This is a genomic window from Bacteroides intestinalis (genome assembly GCF_003464595.1).
GTDB lineage: Bacteria > Bacteroidota > Bacteroidia > Bacteroidales > Bacteroidaceae > Bacteroides > Bacteroides intestinalis_A.
This window is the reverse complement of sequence record NZ_QRZF01000001.1, coordinates 501,619-525,819: the sequence shown is the minus strand read 5'-3', so window position 1 is coordinate 525,819 and position 24,201 is coordinate 501,619. Positions and strand designations below refer to the sequence as shown.

At 43.0% G+C, this 24,201-nt stretch carries 13 protein-coding genes; 5 read left to right on the top strand and 8 right to left on the bottom strand.

From position 1 onward, the window contains the following. Positions 1-10: 10 nt before the first annotated feature. The 8 genes from murD to DWW10_RS01765 all read right to left on the bottom strand — a co-directional run bounded on the left by murD (position 11) and on the right by DWW10_RS01765 (position 12,619). A complete protein-coding gene (murD, locus tag DWW10_RS01800) occupies positions 11-1,345 on the bottom strand; it encodes a UDP-N-acetylmuramoyl-L-alanine--D-glutamate ligase (protein ID WP_022393734.1) in 1,335 nt (444 codons plus the stop codon). Between the two features lie 125 nt (positions 1,346-1,470). Further along, positions 1,471-2,739 (bottom strand): phospho-N-acetylmuramoyl-pentapeptide-transferase, encoded by a 1,269-nt coding sequence (gene mraY / locus DWW10_RS01795; RefSeq protein WP_007660749.1) that lies wholly within the window; start codon positions 2,737-2,739, stop codon positions 1,471-1,473. A gap of 88 nt (positions 2,740-2,827) precedes the next feature. Further along, on the bottom strand, positions 2,828-4,276 hold the full coding sequence (locus tag DWW10_RS01790; protein ID WP_022393733.1) for a UDP-N-acetylmuramoyl-L-alanyl-D-glutamate--2,6-diaminopimelate ligase: 1,449 nt from the start codon (positions 4,274-4,276) through the stop codon (positions 2,828-2,830). Positions 4,277-4,308: 32 nt separating this feature from the next. Continuing rightward, on the bottom strand, positions 4,309-6,411 hold the full coding sequence (locus DWW10_RS01785; RefSeq protein ID WP_118420657.1) for a penicillin-binding protein: 2,103 nt from the start codon (positions 6,409-6,411) through the stop codon (positions 4,309-4,311). A 52-nt stretch (positions 6,412-6,463) separates the two neighbouring features. Continuing rightward, positions 6,464-6,823, bottom strand: coding sequence for an FtsL-like putative cell division protein (locus DWW10_RS01780; protein WP_021968182.1), 360 nt, complete (start codon positions 6,821-6,823; stop codon positions 6,464-6,466). 19 nt (positions 6,824-6,842) lie between these two features. Next, positions 6,843-7,757, bottom strand: a complete 915-nt coding sequence (rsmH, locus tag DWW10_RS01775; protein ID WP_022393731.1) for a 16S rRNA (cytosine(1402)-N(4))-methyltransferase RsmH — start codon at positions 7,755-7,757, stop codon at positions 6,843-6,845. A 24-nt stretch (positions 7,758-7,781) separates the two neighbouring features. Next, the gene (mraZ, locus tag DWW10_RS01770; protein ID WP_022393730.1) at positions 7,782-8,258 is read right to left on the bottom strand and encodes a division/cell wall cluster transcriptional repressor MraZ; all 477 of its coding nucleotides are present in this window, start codon (positions 8,256-8,258) and stop codon (positions 7,782-7,784) included. Between the two features lie 335 nt (positions 8,259-8,593). After that, positions 8,594-12,619 carry a hybrid sensor histidine kinase/response regulator transcription factor gene (locus DWW10_RS01765; RefSeq protein WP_118420656.1) on the bottom strand — a complete coding sequence of 1,342 codons (4,026 nt, stop codon included), beginning with the start codon at positions 12,617-12,619 and terminating at the stop codon, positions 8,594-8,596. A gap of 209 nt (positions 12,620-12,828) precedes the next feature. Between DWW10_RS01765 and DWW10_RS01760 the strand changes: the two genes are divergently transcribed. From DWW10_RS01760 to DWW10_RS01740, 5 genes are all read left to right on the top strand, one after another. After that, complete coding sequence (locus DWW10_RS01760) at positions 12,829-13,110, top strand: DUF6805 domain-containing protein (protein WP_022393728.1); 282 nt, start codon at positions 12,829-12,831, stop codon at positions 13,108-13,110. Between the two features lie 104 nt (positions 13,111-13,214). Beyond that, the gene (locus DWW10_RS01755; RefSeq protein WP_022393727.1) at positions 13,215-15,281 is read left to right on the top strand and encodes a beta-L-arabinofuranosidase domain-containing protein; all 2,067 of its coding nucleotides are present in this window, start codon (positions 13,215-13,217) and stop codon (positions 15,279-15,281) included. Positions 15,282-15,307: 26 nt separating this feature from the next. Next, complete coding sequence (locus DWW10_RS01750; RefSeq protein ID WP_022393726.1) at positions 15,308-17,701, top strand: beta-L-arabinofuranosidase domain-containing protein; 2,394 nt, start codon at positions 15,308-15,310, stop codon at positions 17,699-17,701. A 21-nt stretch (positions 17,702-17,722) separates the two neighbouring features. Next, the gene (locus tag DWW10_RS01745) at positions 17,723-20,140 is read left to right on the top strand and encodes a glycoside hydrolase family 127 protein (protein WP_022393725.1); all 2,418 of its coding nucleotides are present in this window, start codon (positions 17,723-17,725) and stop codon (positions 20,138-20,140) included. Between the two features lie 904 nt (positions 20,141-21,044). Beyond that, positions 21,045-24,197, top strand: a complete 3,153-nt coding sequence (locus tag DWW10_RS01740) for a SusC/RagA family TonB-linked outer membrane protein (protein WP_022393724.1) — start codon at positions 21,045-21,047, stop codon at positions 24,195-24,197. Positions 24,198-24,201: the final 4 nt, after the last annotated feature.

Genomic DNA, 24,201 nt, shown 5'->3' with positions numbered 1-24,201 from the left:
AATTAAAAAATTAAAGAGCTCTAACGTATGCTTTGAACTGGTCGCCCCGGTCTTCATAACTGTTGAAAAGATCAAAGCTGGCACAGCAAGGACTGAGTAATACGGTTTCACCCTTCTTTGCCAGATGGAATGCTGCATCTACAGCATCCTTCATTCCGGTTTGTACATCGGCGACGGGTAATCCCATGCGATCAAAGAAGTCGTGTAACTTCTCATTGTGCAGTCCCAGATAAACTAAGGCTGAACACTTCTCGCGTACTAAATCCTCTATTTCCGTATAGTCATTACCTTTATCTTTTCCTCCCAGAATAAGCACAGTTTTCGTCTTCATACTTTGCAGGGCGTACCAACAGGAGTTTACGTTTGTGGCTTTGGAGTCATTGATAAACTCCACGCCACGTATTGTTGCTACTTTTTCCAGACGATGTTCCACACCTTTAAAGTCAGACAATGCCTGGCGAATATATTCTTTCTCTATTCCGGCAATATTGGCGGAGATACCTGCGGCGAGAGAATTATATAAATTATGTGTACCCTGCAGGGCTAGTTTTTCTTGCTCCATGTTGAAGTCAATGGGCTCATTGATTTCAACTTCACCGTCTTCCACATAAGCTATGGCTCCATCTTCTTTTACTGCAGAGAACGGATAAAGGTGGGCTCGCAGCCCATGCTTGTCCAGTTCCCGCTTGATGATGGGGTCATCATTCCAGAAGATGAAAGCATCTTCAGGAGTCTGGTTCTGTGTGATGCGGAATTTGGCATCCACATAGTTCTGCATACAATGGTCGTAACGGTCCAGATGATCGGGTGTGATGTTCATCAGCACGGCAATATTGGCACGGAACTTATACATATTATCCAGTTGGAAAGAGCTGAGCTCAATCACATAATAATCATGTTGGTCTGTGGCTACCTGCAAGGCAAGACTCTTACCTATGTTACCAGCCAATCCTACATTCAGACCTGCACTTTTGAAAATGTGGTAAATAAGTGAGGTGGTAGTGGTCTTACCATTTGAACCGGTAATACATATCATTTTTGCATTGGTATAGCGTCCCGCAAACTCTATCTCAGAGATAACGGGTGTACCTTGCTCTTTCAGTTTCAGTATCATCGGAGCGTCGTTGGGAATGCCGGGACTTTTCACCACTTCATCCGCACTCAAAATCAGTTCTTCTGTATGTCGTCCTTCTTCCCAGGCAATGCCGTACTTATCCAGCACTTCCTTATATTTATCTTTGATGGCGGACATGTCGGATACGAATGTGTCGAAACCCTTCACTTTGGCGAGTACGGCAGCACCTGCACCGCTCTCTCCGGCTCCTAATACTACAATTCTACTCATATATTCTTTAGTTATGAGCTACCAGCTACCAGTAGTGGCTGGAGTTGGTAGTTGCTACAAGTTTGTTATTTATCAGCAACCAGTAGCGAGCACTTGTAGCTTGTAGCTCGCGGCTGGTAGCTCTATTATCTTATCTTTAATGTTATAATCGTTATCGCTGCCAATACAATCGTCACAATCCAGAAGCGGACTGTTATCTTTGATTCATGGAACAGCTTGGTCGGCGTAGTGAACTTCACTGTACACCCCGGTTCTATCAGACTCATGGAAGTACGGAAATGGTCGTGAATGGGAGTTCGCTTGAACAGCCTTTGCTTAACGCCCTTTCTCTTTCCGGCTTTGTAATAGAATCGTTGCAGGATGACGGACAAGTTCTCTACCAGGAACACTCCACAAAGAATAGGTATCAGTAACTCTTTGTGTATGATAATGGCAAACACGGCAATGATACCACCGATTGTCAAACTACCCGTATCGCCCATGAATACCTGTGCAGGATATGCATTGTACCACAGGAAACCGATCAATGCACCGATAAAGGCACAAATGAAAATTACCAGTTCCTCCGATCCGGGGATATACATGATGTTAAGGTAACTGGCATACGTAATGTGGCTCGATACATAGGCTAAAATACCTAATGCCAAGCCTATGATTGCCGAGTTTCCCGCTGCCATGCCGTCCATTCCGTCATTCAGATTGGCGCCATTGCTGACTGCTGTTACTACGAATATAGTAATGATTACGAATAAAACCCAACCGGCAGTTTGTGCATGCTCACCTAAGAAACCCACAAAGTCTGCGTAATCCAGGTTGTTGCTCTTAAAGAACGGAATCGTAGTCTGCGTGGACTTAATGTCTTGTCCCGCGTGGATGACCTCCATTTCCTGTCCTGGTTTCTTTACCTCAATATTCTCGCGGATAACTGCCTGTGGACTCAGGTAAAGTGTCAAGCCCACAATCAGTCCCAAACCTACCTGACCGATAATCTTGAATTTCCCGTGCAAACCTTCCTTGTCTTTCTTGAAGATTTTGATGTAATCATCGGCAAAGCCCAGCGATCCTAACCATACTGTGGTAATCAGCATCAATATCATATAGACATTGCTCAGTTTACCCAGCAATAGACATGGAATGAGAATGGCCACAATAATAATGACACCTCCCATACTTGGTACACCCACTTTGTTCACTCCGAACGGGTCGATGCTGGCATCACGTTGGGTCTCTGTAATTTGTTTCCGTTTCAGTAAGTCTATAAAACGGTCACCCCAGATACTCGAGATGAGCAATGCGAGAATGATTGCCATCAGAGCCCGGAATGATGTATAACCAAACATACCCGCACCGGGAATGTTATATTTGTCCAGCCATTGAAATAAGTAATATAACATGTTTGTTCTAATTATGAGTTATGAATTATGAATTGTGAATGAGACTGCGCAGTGTGCGTGCCGCATGGTAATTCATAATTCATAATTCTCAATTCATAATTCTATTTAACTCTTCTTTATCATCAAAATGATGTTTAACCCCTTTGACTTCCTGATAGTTCTCATGACCTTTTCCGGCTACGAGAATAACATCACCGGGCTGCGCCAGCATGCATGCTGTTTTGATAGCTTCGCGCCGGTCGGCAATGCTGATGGTCTTCTGCATGTCGTCTTTGTCCAATCCGGCAAGCATATCATTGATGATATCTTGCGGCTCTTCAAAGCGGGGATTGTCCGAAGTGATGATGACACGATCACTTGCTTTGGCCGCCTCTTTTGCCATGATGGGACGTTTACCTTTATCCCGGTTGCCGCCTGCACCTACTACGGTAATAATTTTTCCTTTTCCTTCGAGTACACCATGAATGGCATTCAGAACATTGATGAGGGCATCCGGTGTGTGCGCATAGTCCACAATGGCAGTGATGCCTTTAGGTGAACGTACAGCATCGAAGCGTCCGGCCACAGGCTGCAGGGTACTGAGTGCAACGAGTACGTCTTCTTCTTTCTTTCCAAGCAATACGGCTGCACCGAATACTGCCAGCAAGTTTGAAGCATTGAAACGACCAATGAAATGTACAGCCAGTTCATGGTTATTGAAGTCGAGCAACATCCCTTCAAAATGAGATTCCAATATTTTACCCTTGAAGTCGCTGAGGCTACGCAAGGAATAAGTGTATACTTTGGAGTGTGTGTTCTGAGTCATAACGAGCCCGTTCTTGTCATCCAGATTAGTCAGGCTGAAAGCACCTTTCGGCATATCATCGAAAAACTTCTTCTTAGCCTTGAGGTAGTTCTCCACAGTCTTGTGGTAATCCAAGTGATCACGTGTCAGGTTGGTAAAGATACCCCCTGCAAAGCGTAGACCACTAATGCGTTTCTGGGCAATGGAATGTGAACTTACTTCCATGAAGACATATTTGCATCCGGAGTCTGCCATCTGTCCCAACAACTGATTTAGGGTGATGGGGTCGGGGGTTGTATGCTCAGTTGGGATTGCCTGATCGTCTATATAGTTGCAGACAGTAGAGATCAGTCCTACCTTGTAACCGAAATAGCGGAACGTATTATATAATAAGGTGGCGATGGTGGTTTTTCCGTTTGTTCCGGTTACGCCTACCAATTCCATTTTGGAGGTTGGATCGTCGTAAAAAGTAGTGGCTATTTTACCAACAGCATCTTCACTGTCTTTCACCTGGATGTAGGTGATGCCTTCTTTCTTTTCTTCAGGCACATCTTCGCAAAGCACTGCGACGGCACCTTTCTCAATGGCAGCAGGAATGTAAGCATGCCCGTCAGTCTGGGTACCGCGCATAGCCATGAACAGATGTCCGGCTTGCACCAGGCGGGAGTCGATATTTACCCCCGTTATTTCCGTCTCCGTACTTCCGATGATTTGTATCGGTTGTATTGCTTTCAGTAATTCACTTAATATCATACCTTATTATATATAATGTATATTCCTATCATTTAACGAAGCGTCAAAGCTACTGTTTGACCTTTCACAACGCGGTTACCACCCGGTATCGATTGATTCTTTACCTTTCCTATACCGCTTATTCTTACTTTCAGTCCTTTACTTTCCAATAAGTAAACAGCATCTTTTGCTCCCATTCCTATAACGTTGGGAACTGTATTTGAACTTGCTTCTTCTCTGGCCTGCAGTATAACTGCATTGGGGGACTCCTGTGTATGTCCCCATGCTTCTTTTCCTTTTTTGGGGGAGAACTGTTTTTGTACCGGAACATTCAGCCCGTCCAACACCTGCAATGCTTCATTCATCTCTCCTGCTTTTACCGGAGGAATGACATTGCTTGTACTATCTATTGCACTGCGGATATCAAACCGCAGATTTTTTGCATACACTCTTTCGGCAATTTTTCCGAATACGCTACCGGCCATCAGACCACCTGAGGCAGGAAGTCCCGGCTTCTGGATAGAGACAATACAACTGTACTTCGGTGCTTCTGCCGGGAAGTAACCGCAGAAACTTACCAAATAATTCACTCGTCCTGACTTGTAACCTGCCACACCTTGAGATACCTGTGCCGTACCCGTTTTTCCGGCTACGGAGAATTGCTTGCTTCCGGCAGGTTTTGCCAATCCTTGTGATACCACTTTTTCCAGAATATCGCGGATTTGTGTCAAGGTACGGTCGGAACATATCTTCGGATTGATTACCTCCGTCGGATATTCTTTTATCACTTCACCGTCTTTCACCGCGGCCCTTACAAACTTAGGACGTACCATCGTGCCATTATTGGCAATGGCATTATAGAAAGTAAGGATGTTGAGCGGCGGAACCTGAGTTTCGTAACCGATACTCATCCATGGTAAGGTCGTCTTGGCGAAATATCTTTCTTTCGGACCTTTTATATTCGGTTTTCCCTCACCTGAAATCTGTAGATTTAGCGGTTGGTCAATACTCATTCGCTTCAGTCCGTCTACATACTTTTGAGGATTATCCTTGTAGTGCTTGTCAATGAGGTACGAAACACCGACATTGGAAGAAACTTCCAGGATGCGGGTTACATTGATCTTCCCGTAGCCACCGCGATGCCAGTTATGATCCCTCATCTTGCTACCGTACATCATCATTATACCGTTTCCGGTATCAACTTCTGTCTCCGGAGTAATCTTTCCGTCTTCAAGAGCCACCATGATAGAAGCCGTCTTGAATGTAGAACCCGGTTCCATCATATCGCTAATGGCATTATTACGCATTTCATAATAGTTACCGTCACCTGCTTTCATCATATTAACGATAGCTTTGACTTCACCCGTTTCCACCTCCATCAGTATAGCTACACCTACGGTAGCATTGATATCTTTCAACATATCCACCAATGCTTTTTCGCAGATATCCTGCATGCCTACATCGAGAGTGGAGATAATGTCACAGCCATCTACAGGAGCTATATCTACGATATTCAGGTATTTATTCATCACCTTCTGGCGGTGCGTGATACCGTCACGTCCTTTCAGCAGAGTGTCAAAAGCCAGTTCGATACCATTCTTTGCTCCCTGTGCAGTATCTGCATAGAGATCACCCAGTGTACGGGCTGCCAAGGAGCCAAACGGCTTTTTACGCTGATTATATACCTGTTCGTGAAAACCGCCTTTGTATTTGTTCAGATTGAAAACAGGCAGACGTTTGGCTTCTTTATACTGAATGTATGAAATACGTTTCGGATAAATCAGGTAGTTGCGGCTACCTTTCTTACGCCCTTTCTGCAAGTGTGATTTGAACTCAGCTGTACTTTTATCAGGGAATATCTTATGCAATCCTTCGCATATTTCATTCATGTGGTTCACCAACATAGTGTCTTTGGTTTCTCCTCCTGCCTTGAAGTCCATGTATATACGATATTCGGGCAGGGAACTTGCCATCAGTTTGCCGTCGGATGAAAGAATGTTACCACGATTAGGCTTTACCGTCACGTTTTCTTTCACGAAACGGTCGGCTACATCCTGCCAGTACTGTCGCTCCGCAAACATGATGACTGCGGCTTTAACGACAATAGCTATTCCCAGCAATCCCATTACGAGGACTACAAAGAAGTAGCGGGTCATGATATTTTTCTTATTTACTGCCAAATCTGTCTACAATTTAATGATTCTATAACTACTTAATCAAATACGGCGGATGAGTGGATGTCTGCAAGTCACTCTCTTTACTTGCAATATACTCTTCGATACGTGACTGCCGGCTTCGCTCCATTAATTCCGAACTACGGGTAAGAGCATCGTATTTGATGTCAATCAGTTCTTTTTTCAATTTATCAATCTCTATCATTTGCTGCTGGCAAGCATAACGATTGTGTATATAGAATATAATCAGCAGCATTATCATTACGAGCAACTTCGTCTGACGGCGAAAAAAATCCGTAGCCAGAATGTCACCACCGATAATGTTTTTCAGAGATGTGCGATTTTTGGCTTTCTTCGCTTTCTCTGTTTTTTCGTTTACCTGTTTTTCTTCCATATCCTTCATTGTCTTACCATCACTTTTTCTCTGCTATTCTCAGTTTTGCACTTCTCGATCTCGGATTCCGTTCTATTTCCGCATCGTCCGGTACAATTACTTTATTGTTAACCAACCGGAATGGAGTCTGTACATTTCCGAAGAAATCCTTTTCCATTTTACCTTCCACATTTCCGGTTTTCATGATATTCTTTACCATCCGGTCTTCCAGTGAATGGTAGGTAATTACTACCAATCGTCCGCCCGGTTTCAAAGCCTCGGTTGCTGCATATAACATCTCTTTCAGAGCTTCCATTTCCTGGTTAACTTCGATGCGTAATGCCTGGAATACTTTGGCTAACTCTTTCTTTTCCCGTTCGCGGCCAAAAAGCGGTTTAATAACTTCCAGAAATTCACCAATGGTTGTAATCTTCTGTCCGGCACGTGCTTTCACAATTACAGATGCCAGTTTGCGACTGTTCTTTAATTCACCGTATAAGTAAAAGATGTCAGCCAGCCGTTCCTCAGAATATGTATTGATGATATCGGCCGCTGTATCTCCTGCACGCTTGTTCATGCGCATGTCCAATGCACCGTCAAAGCGGAACGAAAATCCCCTTTCACTATCATCGAAGTGATGGGAGGATACACCCAAATCGGCCAGTATTGAATCTACTTCCTCGATGTTGTGATAACGCAGGAAGTTGTGCAGGTATCGGAAGTTGCTGCGTACAAAAATGAAGTGGGGATTGTCCACAATGTTTTGCTCGGCATCTTCATCCTGGTCGAATCCAAGCAACTGCCCGCCATCTCCCAGACGTGACAGAATTTCCCGTGAATGCCCTCCGCCACCGAAAGTAACGTCTACATACGTTCCATCCGGCCGGATATTCATTCCGTCCACACTCGGCATCAACAACACCGGTACATGATATGTCAACTCTTCATTTCCCATTCACCATTAATCGCTAATCGTTAATCACTCATCTTCCTCTTCTTCCCAATCCTCTTCGTCTCCCAGGATTTCCTGCAAAGCTTCGCTAAACTCTTCCGGGTTCATAAAGGGTTGTTCTGTTTTCTCTTTCGCCCAGATTTCTATCGTATTGTCCACACCGATGAAACGTACATCGCTCTGTATGCCGGCCATTTGCAGGTAGCGTTTGGGTAGTAAGATGCGTCCATTCCCATCGGGAACCATGATTTCCGCATCACTCACAAATTGCCGGAAGATTTCTTGGTGTTTTGCGTTCCATTTATTCAGGCGCTTCCTTAGTTGGTTTTGCGTCTTGAACCAAACGCTTTCTGGATAGAGTACCAGGCAGTCCTGAAACACGTCTTTGCGCAGCACGAGTCTCTCTTCGGAAGCAGATTGCAGTTGCCTCCGAAAACCGGCGGGGATAAATACACGTCCCTTAGCGTCGGTCTTCGCTTCTATATTGCCCAAAAAACGTATCATGCTACCTTATTATAATAAGCGACGGTAAAAGTACACATTTCCCCACAATTCCCCACAAGTTTTAACTAAAAACTTTTAGAGAAGTTTTCAACACCCTGTTCATTGTTTATTTCATTGATAATGAACATAGTGGTGAAAGCCCTTTTGGGTGGGGAATTAACACGGTTTTATAGTCTCAGTTTTGTATCCGGACTATACTTGGGACATACTTGCTCCGTACCAACTCCGTACTTTCTCCGTGTAGAGGTACCTCTGAGTGGAGAATGTACGGAGCAAGTAGGGTGCAGATACGGTCCGGGTATGGAGCAGATGTAGCTTGTTTGTTATCTATCAGCTTATTTATCAGTATCTTCCTGCTGAGAGGAAGTGTAATAGCCCGTTGGCTTGTTTCCGAAGTCTTTGGGAAGTACTCCGAATTGTTTTTGGAAGCATTTGGCAAAATAGGAAGAGGAGTTAAATCCGACGATATAACATACCTCATTGATTTTGTACTCTTGCGATTGGATAAGCTGGGCTGCCATTTTCAGACGTTCCAGTTGAATGAATTCGTTAGGGGTGATTTGGGCAATGCCTTTTATTTTACGGTGCAGACTGGACCGGCTCATATTCATTTTCTCAGCCAGTATATCTACGTTGAATTCGGGTTCGGAGATATTACTTTTAATGACCTCAGTCAATTTCTCCAAAAAGGCTTCATCTGCTTTGGTCAATGCGATGGTTTGGGCATTGACAAAGGGAGATGAAGTAAAGGCTTGGCGCAATTTCTCCTGGTTACTTAGGAGGTTGGCAATACGTGCTAACAGGTACTCCGTAGAAAACGGTTTTTCGATATAGTCATCGGCTCCCAGTTCAATGCCTTCTATCTTGGATTGAATGGTAGCTTTGGCTGTCAATAGGATGATAGGAATATGACTGTATTCGATATTCGTTTTTAATGTACGGCATAGTTCAAATCCATTCATTTCCGGCATCATGACATCACTTACCACTAGGCTGATTGTATTCTCTGACAATATTTTCAGTGCTTCCTTGCCATTTGAGGCATTCATCACAGAATAGGCATCTCCCAGTTGGGAGCTAATGAAACTTTGCATTTCAGGATCATCTTCAACTACCAGTATGCATATATCTGTTTGGTGCTGGCGGATGACGGTAGGGGTATTGACAGTTTTTTCTATTTCTGTTTTCTGCAATAGAATGGTTTTTTCCTGTTTGATGGGAAGTTCGATGCAGAAACAGATGTCATCACTATCTTTTAGATATAGTTTTCCTCTGTGCAGTTCCGTCAGTGAACGGGCTAATGGAAGTCCGATACCGGTTCCGGTTTTGGTTTGTCCGTTGGATACATTTTTGATCTGAACGAAAGGTTCGAATATTTTCTCTTTCATTTCCACAGGAATGGGTAACCCGTCGTTGCTGACTGTGATCGAGAAGAAATCATTTTGCTCATCTGTAGGTGCATGTAAGGATACATGAATGTATGACTTCGCATACTTCACGGCATTGTTGAATAAGTTGCTCAGTATTTTAGTCAGTGCTTCCTTATCAACGGCAGCATTGAAATTCTGTTCGGGCAGTTCAATCTTGAAAGTCAGATCATTTTGTTTTGCAGCAGGGTCGAAACGTATGTAGGTATCTTTTATGAGTTGTGATATGTCGCAAATCATGAAATTGAGTTGGAACCCTTGCGCTTCTGTTTTGCGGAAGTCAAGAAGTTGATTTGTCAAATCAAGCAGGCGCATGGTATTTCGCTCCATGATGCTTAAATTATCTTTGAGCGAGTGTGTATTTATTTCTTCTTTTTTCAGGATGTTTTCCAACGGTCCTTTTATTAGAGTCAGAGGAGTTCGTATCTCATGGGCAATGTTGGTGAAGAAATCTATCTTGGCATGATAAATCTCTTTCTCCTTTTCCGATTCCAGTACTTCTAATTGCCTTTTATGTTTATCAGTTATTTGTTTCCGGAACCGGTAGAAAGTATAACTTGTAATGATGATGGCTAATATCACATAGATAGTATAAGCCCAAACTGTTTTCCAGAAAGGAGGTGCAATATGTATTTGGATTTCTCTGTATTCGTCATTCCATTCCCCTTTGCCGTTTGCTGCTTTTACGCAGAATGTATATGTACCGGGCTTGAGATTGGTGTAAGTAGCTGTGGCGCTTTTTGATGTATAATACCATTCTTTATCGAATCCCTTCAATGTGTAACTCAGGCAGTTTTCTTCAGGAGATGCATATCCTAAGGCAGCAAAGCGGAATGAGAATGAATTTTGATTGTATTTCAACTCTATGTTTTGAGTATACGTCACACTCTGGGCTAAAGGAGAATCGGTGCTTCCAATGTCGGCACTTTTGTTGAAGAGCAGAAAGTCTGTGATTGCAACAGGCGGGAAGCCGGTATTCTCGGTGAATAGATCGGGTTTAAAAGCTATGAAGCCATTTATGCATCCGAAATAGATAGTTCCATCTTTACTTTTTATTCCGGAGCAATAGTTGAATTGGTTGGTTAATAAACCATTACTGTCAGTATAGATGGTTGATTTTTTTGTATTTAAGTCGAATCGTATCAGACCTTTGTTGGAAGTCAACCATAGAATATCATCCTTTTCCTCAATTATTTTGTAGATGACGTCATTGGCCAATCCTTGGGAAGAGTCATAAGAAATAAAGGTCTCCGTATCTTCGTTTAGTGAACAGAAGCCATGCCCCAATATGGAGAACCATAGCCGCTGTTTGCTGTCTTCGTATATGCTTATCACTTTGTTATAGGGCAGGCCATGTGGATTGTCAGGGCTGGAGACATAGTTCTTCCAACTTTTATCTCTGGGGTTGTACTTGAATATTCCGGAATTATAAGTGGCGAACCAGATATTTCCTTTACTATCTTCCAATATACTGAAAATAAAAATACCGTCCATCTTGTGGATGCGGGTGAAATTATCACTTTGGTAGTTGTATTGATTTAGTCCGGTAGTTGTTCCTATATATAGTTCTCCTGATGAGGTGCGGCACATGGAATAGATATTATTATCATTCAATTCATTCTCTGCATCTCCCATAGTGTAATGTCTGGAGTGGTTAGTCCTTAAATCCAGTGCATATAGTCCTTTGGAATACGTTCCTATCCATAGAGTGTTATGGTCTAAACTTAAGGCATGTATATTATAGTGTAATCCGCTTAAATTGAGTGGAGTGAACTGTTTAGTCTTAGTATTGAATTTATTAAGTCCGCCATCTTCCGTACCAATCCATAAGTTACCTTCTTCATCCTCACAGAACTCGCGTACGACTTTGCCGCTAAGACTGTTTTTACCTGTTATGGGGTAATACTTTTCGAATGTGGCATATTGGTTCGGATAATAATCAATGCCACAAAAATAGTTTCCTATCCAGATGCCTCCTTCCTTATCTTTGCAGATGGAGTAAATGGCATTATCCGATAATGAATAGTCGTCACTGGGATCGTGAGTAAAATGCCTGCTTTCTTTCGTGTTTTTATCATAAGTATAAACCCCTCTTTCCGTTCCAATCCATAGTACATCCTTGTTGATGGGATAGATGGTCCTGACAAAGATACTTTCAGTCTGAGGATCGGCTAACAGGTCTGTAACAGTCTGGTTGACGATATTTATACTCTTTAGTCCTCCTTTGGAGGAACCTGTATATAATGTGTTATGCTGTTCGGGAAGAATCTTGAAAATGTGGTCAGTAGCAAAGAGATTCTTTCCATCTTTAGTAGTGAATAATTGCAATGTTCTGAATGTATCATTTGTATAATAAAGACCTTTTCCTTTATAACCCAACCAAACCGTGTTCTGTTGATCGACACAAATGGAACTAAGAGCATGGGCATCGGGAACCGGGTAATGGAATAATGCTTGCTTATCATTGTCGAAGTAGAAGACGCCTTGTGATTCTACTATGAGCCATATGTTTTCGTGCGAGTCAGCAGTGATTTGTACAATGGGTTGGGTAATGCAAACACTGTCCTGGCTCTTCTTTTCGAGTTTGGAGAATGATTCCATGATGGGGTTATACAGATAAATGCCATTATCTGTCCCTATCCATAAGTTTCCATCTTTGTTCTCATGGAGGGAATTGATTGCATTATTGCCTAATGACTGGGGATTCTTATGGTCGTACTTGAATGTGCGGAAGTTAGAGCCGTCGTAACGGTTCAGTCCGTCCTTTGTGCCGAACCACATAAAACCACTCTTGTCTTGCAATATACAAAGGACAGAGCTTTGAGATAATTTATTCTTTAGTCCTAAATGTTGGAAGTAGTATCTTTCAGCATTTACATGATTTGCAAACAAACTAACGAAAGTTAGCATCAGGAAAAAAAACTTCTTATGCATAGTTTTATTGATAAGGTTGTTCACAAATGTAGATATTTAATTGTGAATGGCAAGAAGGGAATCAGGCATAAAAAGTATGGGATATTAACTTTGACCGGATAGTACTGTAAACTGGAAGAATATTTTTGTTTTTTTGTAGTCAATAGGCCTACATTTGCCCACAGAACCAACTTCTCATCGAAAATAACACCTATAAAATGATTCGTATTATGAAAAATGTTCTTGCTCTCTTTTATTGTTTTTTGGTCTTTTCCGGTTGCCAACAGGCAGGAAGCGATGGAGGAAACCGGGTATTTGATGTACTGATCGATGGGAAACCGATACAGACTCTTGATCTTTCTACTCCTAATCCGGAATGTCCCGGATTATACAGACGCTATATTGAAATACCCGATAATTGTATTGCTTCCAAAAATGCTGTGACGGTTAAATTCCAGGCTAAGAATGGAAGTACGGCAGGCGGTGTTTTTGATGTGCGGATTATAAAATAGGTTCGAATAACAGAATCGTTGCATTTTCAGGTTGGATTTTATCCTGTAAAGTTTCTGTATTGCTGTATTTTTGCTGTCACAGAAATAATTTAAAAGATAACGATATGCTTAATAGAAAAAGAAAAATGAAGAACTTATTGCTTGGCTCTTTTTTAGCTACGGCTGTGCTTATGTCCTGTACGGAAAAGAATGCCTCGACAGAAGTGAATATTTTATCCCGTCCGTATACGACCTCTGCTAATGTGAGCTATATGGGAAACAGGTTGCCACTAAAGCCTCTGCATTTTATTAAATTGCCGGTAGGAGATGTTAAACCGGAAGGCTGGTTGAAAAAGTACTTATTATTGCAGAAGGAAGGTCTGACTGGTAAACTGGGCGAGATCAGTGCATGGCTGGATAAGAAAGACAATGCATGGTTACTCTCCGGTGGCGATCATGGTTGGGAAGAAGTTCCTTACTGGTTGAAAGGATATGGCAATATGGCATATATTCTGAATGATTCTGCAATGATAGCTGAAACTCAAACCTGGATTGAAGCGGCTATCCGGAGTCAGCAACCGGATGGATATTTCGGCCCGGTCAATGAACGAAGGGGGAACCGGGAACTTTGGGCAAATATGATCATGCTCTGGTGCCTGCAATCCTATTATGAATATTCCGGTGATGAGAGGGTTATCAGTCTTATGACTAACTATTTCAAATGGCAAATGACGGTACCTGATGAGAATTTCCTGAAGGATTATTGGGAAAACAGTCGTGGAGGAGATAATCTGTACAGTGTTTATTGGCTTTACAACCGGACGGGTGATAAATTCCTGCTGGAGCTTGCAGAGAAGATACACCGTAATACTGCCGACTGGACTAATGATTCGGCATTGCCTAACTGGCATAATGTAAATATCGCTCAATCTTTCCGTGAGCCGGCTACTTATTATATGCTTAGTGGTGATTCGGCAGATTTGAAAGCTTCTTATAGAGTACACCATCTGGTGCGCCGCATATTTGGGCAAGTACCGGGAGGTATGTTTGGAGCTGACGAGAATGCCCGTCTGGCTTATATAGATCCGCGACAGGGAACAGAAACCTGTGGCTTTGTAGAGCAGATGGCTTCGGATGAAATCATGCTTTGTATGACTGGTGATCCTTTCTGGGCAGAACATTGCGAGGATGTGGCATTTAATTCTTATCCGGCAGCAGTGATGCCTGATTTTAAGGCATTGAGATACATTACCTGTCCCAATCAGGTAGTGAGTGATTCTCAGAATCATAGGCCCGGTATCGATAATGGAGGCCCTTTCCTGGCAATGAATCCTTTCAGTAGTCGTTGCTGCCAGCATAATCATGCACAGGGATGGCCTTATTATATTGAGAACCTGATGTATGCAACTCCCGATAATGGTTTGGCTGCCGTTATTTACGGTCCTTGTACCACGCAGGCTAAGGTGGGTGAAAACGGTGCAGTCGTTACCCTAAAAGAAGAGACGAACTATCCTTTCGAGGAGTCTATACGTTTTGTCTTGCAAGCTTCCGGGAGTGTGGATTTCCCTTTGTATCTACGTATTCCTTCCTGGTGTAAGAACGCTAAGGTGCTTGTCAACGGGAATGTGGTGAATGCTGATATGGAGTCGGGTAAATACATCCGTTTGTGCAGAACATGGAGCGAAGGTGATGTGGTTACTTTACAATTGCCGATGGCATTATCCGTCAAGCGTTGGGAAACAAACCAGAATAGTGCGAGTGTGAATTATGGTCCGTTGACTTTCTCTCTGTTGATAGAAGAAGAATATAGGAAAGTGAACAGTGCGGAAACAGCCATCTGGGATTCCAAATGGCAGAAGGATGCGGACGTGAACGCATGGCCTACTTACGAGATTTATCCGCAGAGTGCATGGAATTATGCTTTGAAGCTGGACGATAAAGCTTTGACACAGTGCCTGAAAGTAGAAAGAAAAGAATGGCCTTCTGATGATTATCCTTTTACCACTCAGAGTGTGCCCCTTATGATAAAGGCAAAAGGGCGGAAAGTACCTTCCTGGGGAATTGACAAGCATGGACTGTGCGGAGTATTGCCGGAAGAAGATGCTCCCAAAAGTGAAGTACTGGAAGAGATTACGCTTATACCGATGGGAGCCGCCCGTTTGCGTATTTCGGCTTTCCCCGTAACCCAATAAAATAAATGAGATAACATCGCGATACTATGAAGAACTGTAGATTGATATTGATTATAGGTATACTGGTTTTAGGGATAACAAAGTTGCCGGCATCGGAATATGAGAAGGTGCGTAAAGCGCCTCGCGTGCATGTTCCGGTGTGGCAAGCCTTTGCCCTGTCGGATGTGGAGTTGACTGACAGCTATTTCAAGAAAGCAATGGAGCTGAATAAAGAATACTTGCTTTCACTGGAAGTAGACAGGCTGATTCCGCATGTACGCCGTGGTGTGGGGCTACAAGGAAAAGGCTCTAATTATGGAGGTTGGGAAACACATGGAGGATGTAGCTACGGACATTATATGTCGGCTTGTGCCATGATGTATGCTTCTACAGGCGAAAAAGCATTTCTGGATAAACTCAATTATATGTTGAGCGAATTGCAGGAATGCCAGAATCAGACAAAAGACGGATGGTTCATTTCTGGTGCGGGAGCGAAGGAAGGATATCGGCAATTACTGCAAGGTAACGTTATCCTGAACCGGCCCGATGAAACCAGACAACCCTGGAATTATAACCAGAATGGCAATTCCTGGTATTGCATTCATAAGATTCTGGCAGGTTTGAAGGATGCCTATGTCTATGCAGGCTGCAAGCAGGCGAAAGATATCCTGCTTCCTTTGGCCGATTTCATTGCTAATATCGCTTTGAACAGTAATAGCGATTTATTTCAGAGTACACTGAGTGTGGAGCAAGGCGGAATGAATGAAGTGTTTGCCGATATCTACAGCATAACCGGAGATGATAAGTATTTGCAGACAGCCAAGAGATTTAACCACATTAATGTAATATATCCGGTAGCCAATGGAGAAGATGTACTATTTGGACGCCATGCCAATGATCAGATACCTAAATTCATGGGAGTAGCCCGGGAATATGAATTTTCCTCTAATGAAGTTTATCATAAAGCTGCCCGTAACTTCTGGGATATGATTATAAATAATCACACGTTGGCTATCGGAGGAAATAGTTGCTATGAACGTTTCGGCATACCGGGTGAGGAGAGTAAGCGCCTGGATTATACTTCGGCTGAGACTTGTAATACCTATAATATGCTGAAATTGTCCAGACAAATGTTCATGCTGGATGGAGATTATAAATATCTGAATTACTATGAGCATGCTTTATATAATCATATATTAGCTTCTCAGGACCCGGATATGCCCGGATGTGTAACCTATTATACGTCTCTGTTGCCCGGTTCTTTCAAACAATACAGCACTCCGTTCGATTCTTTCTGGTGCTGTGTCGGTACAGGAATGGAAAATCATTCCAAGTATGCTGAGTCCATCTATTTTAAATCAGAACAGGATTTACTGGTCAATCTGTATATTCCCTCACGCCTAAATTGGAGAGAAAAGGGGATGGCGTTGACAATGAATACCCGTTTCCCGGAATCGGATACGATTTCTGTCAGTATAGATAAAAAAGGAGATTATACCGGTTCATTCCTGTTTCGTTATCCTGCCTGGGTAGATGGCGAAGCGGTGGTTCTGATCAATGGAAAAGAAGCGAAGACGGAAGCCCATAAAGGAAACTATATACGTCTGTTGTCTCCGGTGCAGACAGGAGACATCATCACTTTGGTATTCGCCCGGAAGTTATATATCGACTATGCAAAGGATGAACCTCACTTTGGTTCTGTCATGTATGGCCCGTTGTTGCTGGCCGGTGGATTGGGCAAGGAGAATATGCCGGCAGACCGTGTTTCCGATAATCGGGCATGCCGTGAATCGGTACCTGCCGGAAATATCCCGATGCTGGTTGGCTCATTGGCGGACCTGGATAGTTGGATTGTATGTTCTTCACAAAGTCCGCTGCACTTTACAGTTAAGAATGGGGGTAAGCAACAGGATGTGGAACTGATTCCTTATTTCCGGATGCATCATCAACGGCATACGGTCTACTGGAAAATATACAGTCCCGAAGAATTTACCTATCGCACCCGTTCTCTGACGGATGAAGTGAAGATAGGGGATGAGAAGGATGAAAAGCAGCATTTGCTCCGGGGAGAGAATGATTCGATCTACTGGCACGATTTCTTTTGGGCAAAGAACAGGCAATATCGTATGGCAGACGGCGGCTGGTTCTCTTACGTTCTGCATATAGATAAAAAAGAAACAAAGCCCTATAACCTGATCTGCCGTTTCTGGGGGGATGAATCGGAAGCCGGTCAATTTGATATCCTGGTGGATGATAACCTGCTATGTACGGTCCGTTTGGACAGAAGGCTCTATTTGACTTATGTGGACGATGTATTCCCTATTCCGGTGGAATGGACACAAGGCAAAGATAAAGTGAAAGTGACATTCCGGGCCGGTAAGGATAAGCGGGCGGGCGGATTGTATGAATTGAAAATAACTTCTGATACGAATTACAGATAAACCATAAAATATAGAATAACCATGAAGAAAACACTGATAGTCCTTTGGGCTTCCTGTACTCTCCTTTCCTGTGAGTCTATGCAGGAAAAGTCTGATTATCTTTATAAGGATGTGCCTTTTACCAATGTGCATTTCAATGATAACTTTTGGGCGCCACGTATCGAAACCATTCGTAGTGTAACCGTTCCTTTTGCTTTCCAGAAATGTGAAGATACGCATCGCATCGATAATTTTGCCGTAGCAGGCAAATTGATGGAGGGTGAGTTCAATTCACCTTATCCGTTTGATGATTCGGATGTCTATAAGATTATGGAAGGAGCCTCTTATCTGATGGCGGTCAAGCAGGATAAGGCATTGGATGCTTATGTGGATAGTCTTATCACCCTGATTGCTGCCGCGCAGGAACCGGACGGATACTTGTATACAGTCCGTACAAGTGGCGGAAACCATCCGTGGATCGGTAAGGAAAGATGGGAGAATGAACGGGATAATAGTCATGAGCTCTATAACGTAGGACATATGTACGAAGCCGCGGTGGCTCATTATCTGGCAACAGGGAAACGTTCGTTCCTGGATATAGCGATAAAGAGTGCGAATCTGCTATGCGAGACTTTTGGGCCGGAAGAAGGGAAAATCACGGTAGCACCCGGACATCAGGAAGTTGAAATCGGTTTGGTTAAACTCTACCGGGTAACGGGGGATAAACGTTATCTCGATCTATCCCAATTCTTCCTGGATGCACGTGGAAAGTATGATAAGTACGACCGTAGCAGTGAAGACCAGTTCCGCAACGGCGCTTACTGGCAGGATCATAAACCGGTGCTGGAACAGGATGAGGCGGTAGGCCATGCCGTGAGAGCCACTTACATGTACTCTGCAATGACAGATGTTGCCGCACTTAAGAACGAAGAACCTTATAAGAATGCTATAGATAAGCTTTGGGAAAATGTAGTTGGAAAGAAAATGTATATCACCGGTGGTATCGGTTCCACCCGTCACGGCGAAGCTTTCGGCAAGAACTATGAATTGCCCAATAGTACTGCCTACTGTGAGACTTGCGCTGCTATAGCCAACTGTATGTGGAACCTGCGCATGTTTATGTTGCATGGAGATTCCAAGTATATTGATGTTCTGGAGCGTTCCCTGTATAATGGTGTGCTGAGTGGCATCAGTCTGGATGGCAAGAAATTCTTTTATCCGAATGTGTTGACTTGTGATGAGAATGGTGCCGAACGTAGCGAATGGTTTGATTGCTCTTGCTGTCCTTCCAATTTATCCCGTTTCATTCCTTCAGTTCCCGGATATGTGTATGCGGTTTCTGCCAAAGGAATGTATGTCAACTTATACGGAGCCAATGAGGCCGAAGTTGTTTTAAACAGTGGAGAGCATATTAAGCTGACACAACAAACTGATTACCCTTGGGATGGTAAAGTCAGACTGACACTGACACCCGAAAGTAAGAAGCACTTCGATGTAATGCTGCGTATTCCCGGATGGGTGAATGATCAGCCGGTTCCTTCTGATTTGTATAACTATACGGCAACCCATAAACCGGCGGTGGAGATAACCGTAAATGGACGCGCCAAAGAGTACAGAATGGAAAAAGGCTATGCTGTTCTGTCGGAAGATTGGAAACCGGGTGATGTCATTGAAATGAATTTACCCATGGAGGTACATACATGTAAGGCAAATGATCTGGTGGAAGCTGATGTCAATCATATAGCTGTGGAACGCGGCCCGATTGTTTATTGCGCTGAATTTGCCGATAATAAGAATGTAGTTCTTAACTATGTACTGAAACCGGAAACAGCTTTTGCACCCGTTTTTGAAAATGCCATGTTCGGTGGAGTAAATGTATTGAAGGGCGAGGCTGAACGGATTGTTGCTGAGGATAACTTTAAAGTCATCAAGTCTGTAATTGATTCCCTTACTTTGATTCCTTATTATGCACGTTCCCATAGGGGAAATGGTGAAATGACCGTATGGTTTCCTTCGGATGAAACAATTCTGAAGAATCAACTGATAGAGCGTGGGCGTATGACGGATAAAGTTATTATCGGGCATACTGACTCGGAGGCAGCCCATAACCTGAAAGGTAAGAATACGCATACCGGAGGGCCCAATACTTGGCGGGATGCATCGGACGGCGGTTGGTTCTCCTATACAATGAAGGTGGATGCGGAACGACCGATGGAATTGGTGTTGACTTATCTCAGTACGGATGGTGGTAACCGGGAGTTTGAGATTCTGGTAAATGACCGGAAGATTGGTGAGCAAAAACTGCGGGCGGAAACTTATAGTGCCTGGATTGACAGGGTTTATCCCATACCTGCCGATTTGACGAAAGGCAGAAAAAGTGTGACGGTGAAGATTCAGGCTTTGCCCGGAATGATTGCCGGAGGAGTATTCGGTTGCCGGACACAAAAACAAAAGGAATAGGAGAGGGTAGGAATGAAGTAGCAAAATGGCAAAATGATAATTTGGCTCCTTCAGAATCCTTTCGTTCGCCCCATTTATAAAGAAGTGAAAAGAAACGCAAGGATTTTGCGTTTCAAAGATTTGAAGAGATACTAAGATTGGGGATAATGTGATAAAATGCTATATAATTTCTAATATCTTGCACGTTTGGATTTGAATCTGTCTGAACTGTATTGAAAAGGAAAGTTTCCTTTGCTTCAAGTGTTTCCGCCAACCAGAACTTATTTGTTCTGGTTGGCGGAATGGTTATACCCTTTATGATACATGGCTACACCTAATGGGGTAAAAGGCTACACCTTTTGAGCAAAATGGTGTAGCCTTGGAAAAAGGATTATCTGTTTTATAGAAACAGATTGTGTGTTTTGACTGATTAGATTGTATGTTTGGGGTAAATAGACCGTTTGTTTTGAGGTAAATAGGCGGGTTATTTCACGCAAAATATGATTTCTTTTTTCCAGATAGCTCGTTTTATTCAAACCTTGAGTTCGTAAAATTTTAATAAGCTGATAGTATAGAAAGGAAAATGCTTGTTTTTATTTCTATTTGATAGTTAGTATAGTGCCTTTTAAAACTGATATGATTGCATTTTCTGCCATATACAAGTATGGCAATTACAATTCATAAGGCAGCCTGCCCCTTTGAAACTCCTGTGTTGAAAGGATTTTTGCATGGTTTGCCAAGAACCTTTTGTACCCCCTATTAATGACAGGATTTTACTGTCTTTTGCCAGAATTATGATGTAGATCTTCTCTTCTAATCCCTACATTTGTGTAAATCAAACTGCGGATTTCTGGAAGATGAGACAGATTTGATACTATGAGTTCTTATAATACACTATTGTTATACTTATTAATTAATCTAATTTATGGAAAAGAAAAGAGTATTTGATGTTGGAATGCTCCCTGACAAATGGCATTCCTGCTGGGGGATTTGTTTGATTATGACATTGTTGTTTGTCAATTCACCCCTTGCTTTGTTTGCCGATGTTGCTGCTGTAGCTTCTACGACACAAGCTACAAAAACAATAAAGGGAACAGTGACAGGCGTCGACAAAGAACCCTTAATAGGTGTACTTATCACAGTGAAAGGAACTGCCCAGGGAGTGATTACCGGTGCTGACGGGCAGTACGAAATCACGAATATTTCGAGCAATGCTATATTGGTATTCTCTTATATAGGATATCAGAAACAGGAAATCCAGTTGAAAAATCAGTCTGTATTGAATGTTGTGATGCAGGAATCCAATGAAATGCTGGATGAAGTTGTAGTAGTTGGTTATGGCACTCAGAAAAAAGTGACGATAACAGGTGCTGTATCTGCTGTCAGTACCAAAGAACTGACTCAATCTCCTGTTGCCAATATCTCCAATTCATTGGCAGGTAAATTGACCGGTGTTACTGCTATTCAGAATTCGGGAGAACCTGGCTATGACGGTGCTACCATCTGGGTACGTGGACAGGGAACCTATCAGACTGCTTCCAATCCGTTAGTTATTGTAGATGGCATTGAACGCGCATTTGGTGATATCGACCCGAATGAAATAGAAAGTATTTCTATCCTGAAAGATGCTTCTTCCACAGCCGTATATGGAGTACGTGGTGCGAATGGAGTTGTGATTGTTACTACGAAAAGAGGATCTGAGGGTAAACCTCGTATAAATGTCAATGTACAGCAGGCCATGCTGAATCCTACCCGGTTGCCGGAATATCTGGAATCATATGATGCTTTGCAACTTTACAGAGAAGGTCTGAAGAATGACGGTCTTAATTATGCAACATATACGGATGAGTATATTGAGAAGTTCCGTGATCGCAGTAACCCCACTTACCAGTATTTGTATCCTAATGTAAACTGGCAAGAAGAGTTGTTGCGGAAAGCCTCATTCAAAACTCAGGCCAATGTTAATGTATCGGGTGGTAGCGGCGCCGTTCGTTACTATATATCCGTATCCTATCTAAATCAAAGTGGTATGTACAAGCATACGGACTTGAATGATTACGATACTCAGGTACGTTCCGAACGCTATAATTTCCGTTCCAATTTGGATGTGGATTTCTCTAAGAGACTGAAGATGGAACTGAATCTTGGAGGAATTATCCAAGATAACAACTTCCCCGGTCAGGCGGCAGGAACTATCTTCAAAGCTATACAACAAACTCCTTCCTGGTGGTATCCTATGCTTAATCCGGATGGATCCATCGGCGAAATTGCAGGTAAAAATGCTAATCCGTATGCTCTTCTCACACAGACCGGTTATGGAGCCCACCATACCACAACGTTGAATGCTACGGTGGGATTATCCTGGGATATGTCGGGACTGGTGAAAGGTTTGACTGCCAAAGGACGTATAAGTTTTGATAATAGTAATTGGCGAAATGTGAACAGACATCGTTCTTATAAGTCTTATACATTCTCAATTGATGAAAATGAAACGGATCTATCCAAAGGAACTTATTCTTCCGTAGGAGATGGTAATACGACATTAGGTTATGATGTGATTGCCAATGGTTGGAGAACAGCCGTAGTAGAAGCCTCTTTGAATTATGACAGACAATTTGGACGGCATCAGGTAGGTTTACTGGCATTGTATAACCAACAACAAAATACACCGAGTGTGGGTGGAGGTACTCAGAATGCGGTGGCTGGTTTGCCTTATCGCCGACAAGGTCTGGTGGGGCGTGTTACATATAATTTGGACAAGAAGTATTATTTTGAATTTAATGCGGGATATAATGGTTCCGAGAACTTCCCGAAAGGTAAACGTTTTGGTTTCTTCCCTGCCGTGTCCGGTAGCTGGTTGATTTCAGAAGAGAACTTTATAAAGAATAATGTATCCTGGCTCGATATGTTGAAGTTAAGGGCTTCCTTCGGTGAAGTGGGAAATGACCAGATTGGTGGTAGCCGCTTTATGTATATGACGACCTGGAATCCGAATATGTATGGTTATAACTTTGGTTATGTGCGCGATGGTTGGTATCTGGGAGGTGCCCAGGAAGCTACTACCGGAAATCCGAATGTAACGTGGGAACGTGCCCGGAAGATAGATGTCGGTTTGGATATAGCTTTGTTCAATAATCAGTTGCGTTTCACCGGTGACATCTTCTTCGAACACCGTACGAATATTCTGACTACTCCTTTGACTATTCCCGATCTCTCGGGTGTGGAGTCCCTTCCGCTTATCAATGCAGGTATTGTAGATAATAAAGGTTTTGAATTAGAATTGGAATATCGTAAGGCTTTCCGTAATGCCAGCATCTTTGCTGTAGCCAACTTCTCTTATGCACGCAATAAGATCATTGATATGACCGAACCTGACTATGTGGGCCGTGAGTGGCGTGAAAACGAAGGACGTCGGATCGGTGAGATGTGGGGACTGACAGCTATCGGTTTGTTTGAATCGGAAGAAGATATTGCTAACAGTCCGAAACAAATGTATGGTGATGTGCAGCCCGGTGATATCAAATATAAGGACTTGAATAATGACAATGTGATTGATGCGGAAGATGAAGGCTTTTTGGGGCGTATCGATAAACCTGATAAGATATTCGGTCTTTCATTGGGCGGTAGTTATAAAGGCTTTGACCTGAGTGTACTGTTCCAGGGAGCTGCCGGAGCCTATATCTGGTATTCCGGTGATCTGGTTTGGCCCTTTGCCCGCTTCTCCAATGTCCTTGCCGATGTGAAAGGTAATTACTGGTCGAAGGACAATACTCCAGCGCAGAATGCAAAGGTGGATTATCCTCGTATGACATCTGACTCTAATCCAAACAATTATCAGGCAAGTTCTTACTGGACGCGTTCTTCCGATTACATTCGCCTGAAGAATCTGGAAATCGGTTACTCCTTGCCGGAAGCTTTCTGTAAACGTATGGGAATGGCAGGCTGTCGCTTCTATCTGACCGGAGAGAATCTGATCACTTGGGATAAGATTAAAGTCTTCGATCCGGAAATGCCTCATAGCTCGGGCAACTATCCTCAACAGAAAATATATAATATCGGAGTAAACTTGACCTTTTAAAGAA